The sequence below is a fragment of the Acrocarpospora pleiomorpha genome (genome assembly GCF_009687885.1).
GTDB classification, from domain to species: domain Bacteria; phylum Actinomycetota; class Actinomycetes; order Streptosporangiales; family Streptosporangiaceae; genus Acrocarpospora; species Acrocarpospora pleiomorpha.
This window is the reverse complement of sequence record NZ_BLAF01000115.1, coordinates 1-2,970: the sequence shown is the minus strand read 5'-3', so window position 1 is coordinate 2,970 and position 2,970 is coordinate 1. Positions and strand designations below refer to the sequence as shown.

The following is a 2,970-nucleotide window of genomic DNA, read 5'->3' as shown; positions in this document are numbered from 1 at the left end:
GCGGATGGGCCCCCGCCGGCATGCCCGGGCGGCTCGGCGGCACGGGAAGCCAGAACGCCGCAGGCGGCAGCGGCGGCCCACCGTGCGGCACGTACGACGGAGAGTACGGATCCTCCGGCGCGTCGCTCCAAGGCGGCAGCGGCGGCTACAACGGATACAACGGCGCCGGCGCCGGTGGCGGTGGTGGCGGTGGCGGCGGCTACGTCGGCGGTGGCGGCGGTGGTGGCCCCTCGGTGATTGAAGCCGGCGGGGGCGGCGGCGGAGGCGGGGGCAGTAGCTTCGTGGAGTCCAGTGGCATCAACGTGTCTATCTCCACGGCAGCGTCCGGTGCTCCGGCCACGGTGACCATCGCCTGGCAACCACAACTCCCGACGCCAGCATCGGACGCCTTTCCGATCGTGCCCGACCCTGTGGGGCTCAAGCGTGGGATTCGGCCCTGGCCTGCGGGTTCTTGGTGGTGTCAGCTGCCGATCTGGTACTCGTTGATGAGCCAGCCGAGGATGGTTCCGCGGTGAACTCGGCCATTGGCGAGGTCGACCAGGGCTGGCGGTCCGGCTTCGGCTTGCGATGGAGACAGCTGCCGCTGCCACGGTGGGGCCGGGCCGTGTTGTAGTGCTCCAGGTATCGAGTGAGGGTTCGGCGCAGGTGCTGCTCGTTGAGGATGAGCATTCGGTCGAGGAGTTCGCGGCGTAGGGTCTTCAACGCTCGCGCCGCCTACATGCCGGACGCCGTCTGGGCAGTCGGCAGGCTCCCCCCAGACTTGTCCCGGAGCCCAGGTCTTGCCCCGGTTTCGACGCCACTGAAATCCGTTACGACACTTCATCAGCGGTTCGCTCTCGCTCGCCTTCCTGACCCACACCTGACGCGATCACACCGCGCCTTTTCCCGCAGCGCTCACCACGAACGGCACTTAACCGACGCAGCCTGCGGTGGTTTGGGACCTCCCCCTGCAGGGCGATCCCGGAGGACCTACCTCCATCTCCTGCACAGCACCGTTTCCAGAGGCTTCTACATCAACGCCTCCTTCAACGCTCGTGGCACACGACCTGCACGGATGGAATTCTCGGCAGGCGCACTGGCGGTGTGGCCGCTCTCGGAGACTTCGGAGAGCGGCCACTGCGGTAGCTCAAAGGTCTGCGAGGGCCCGCTCCAGTTCGGTGATGCGGGTGCGTGCGGCGGCGACGGCCTCCTCGTCGGGGTCGGTGGCCAGGTGGGCGCGCAAGGACTGGACGGCAGCCTCCCAGGTGCCGTCTGCGGCTCCGCCGCGGCCAAGGAGTTGGGTGGTGAAACCGGCTGTGATCTTCGTGATCTTCTCGGCGTCCTTGCGACGGCGCTCCTGGTCGGCGCGCTGCGCTCGCTTGTCGGACCAGACGTCACCAACAATGCCGCCGAGGGAAATCGCGGCGGGCGCGAATTCACCGATGATGTCGAGTCCTTTGATCCAGCGTTTGGCACGGTCGACGTCCTTGAACGTCTTGAAGAACTTGCTTCTCGCTAGCAAGTCGCTCAGCCGTTTCTGGTGAGCCTCGTCGAGTTTCGCTTGGGTACTGTCAGCCCAGAGAATCCGGATGAGGGCACGCGGGTTCGTCTCCTTCTCCGCGACGGCCCCTTCGCGGATGCTGCTGAGAAACGCGATGAACTTTGCGTATCCGTCCTCCAGCTTTTCCCGCTGGTCGCTGATGTCCTTGGCGACCTTGAGCGTCTCGTCCAGTGGAGCTGAGGAGGAGACCCGCATCTTGACGACGCCCTTGGCGATCAGCGCAAGCGGCCCCCTGAACCGCTGCAACGTCTCCTCGGAGATCCGGATCACGGGCGAGGACTTGGCCGGGGCGGCACGCAGCCGGTCCGCCCAGTCATCGAAGACTATCGACGATAAGCGCAGCGCCTGCTTCTCCATGTCGTGCTGGGCTTTCCCGGCCAGCTCCGCCAGCCGGTCGTTCCACATGCGATCCCATGCGGACAGGGCGGTCTGCAACCGGGACTCCGTCGCCGCCCGCACCTCCTCGGCGCCCAGCCCGCCCGCAATTCTGACGACCGCTTGGAGCTCACGGCTGACCGCGGCGCTAAGGGCCACCTCGGCCGCCGCGTCGAGTTCGGTCAGCTGCTGTTCTAGCAGGTCGGCTCGTTCACGCCGCTCCTCGCCCTCCTCGACTACCTCGCGTGCCTGGCTTAGCTGCTCCTCGGCCGAGCGGCGGGCCATCGCCAGCACCGCACGCTGGAACCGCCGCCGATTGGCTGCGCGCAGTCGCGACAATGCGTCCGGCAGGGCGTGCAATACAGCCCTCAACTCCGCCATTCCGTCCCAGGAACGGGAGTCAGAGTACGGATTCGGGCCGTCCGGATTGCGGTTCCCGACCAGGCCGAACGGATCGGCGGCGATCGCAATGACCTCGGCGTCGGCCAAGGGCTCCGGCAGGAGCTTGCGCAGTGCCGCCTTACGCGCTTCGACTGACGCACGGAACGGCTCCGGCGCGAGCACCGGGTCGCCGCCCACCTGGTCGCAGCGGGCCAGCACCACCAGCGTGTTCTCCGCGGTGAAACCGGCCTCGGCGAGGAGCATCAGGTGCCCGGTGTCGTCGTCGCCTCGGCCTGGGGGCACTAGGAGGAGGACGAAATCGGCGTAGAACAGCGTCTCGCTCGCGATCCGCTCATGCTCGGCGGACCTTCCGGACCGGCCGGGGGTGTCCCAGTAGACCAGGCCGCCGGATTCCACTCGATTACCCTCGAATGTCTCTGGTTGGGGCCCTACCGACAGCCAGTCGGGCACCGGGGTGCCGTCCTCGATGAGCAGCCGCTTGAGCGTCGAGCTCTTGCCTCCGTTGTAAGGGCCGAAGAAAACCACGTTCGGAGCAGGCCCATCGTCAAGCGGTACGTTCAATGCGTCCGCTCCGAGAATGGTTTTCACTGCCTCGTCCTGCTGGCTCATGTCACCTCCATCAATTGGGCCGCCCCGCCGATCAACGTCGTACA

General features: G+C 67.0%; 2 protein-coding genes and 1 pseudogene. 1 reads left to right on the top strand and 2 read right to left on the bottom strand.

Features of this window, described 5'->3' with window-relative positions:
• A pseudogene (locus tag Aple_RS54040) lies at positions 1–515 on the top strand (hypothetical protein); the annotation flags it as partial.
• Here the strand turns inward: Aple_RS54040 and Aple_RS56590 are convergent.
• Positions 418–702: an integrase core domain-containing protein gene (locus tag Aple_RS56590; RefSeq protein ID WP_373869724.1), complete on the bottom strand. Its 285-nt coding sequence runs from the start codon at positions 700–702 to the stop codon at positions 418–420. The pseudogene Aple_RS54040 and the gene Aple_RS56590 overlap by 98 nt on opposite strands.
• 424 nt (positions 703–1,126) lie before the next feature.
• Positions 1,127–2,926: a P-loop NTPase family protein gene (locus tag Aple_RS50115; RefSeq protein ID WP_155351879.1), complete on the bottom strand. Its 1,800-nt coding sequence runs from the start codon at positions 2,924–2,926 to the stop codon at positions 1,127–1,129.
• Between the last annotated feature and the right edge of the window lie 44 nt (positions 2,927–2,970).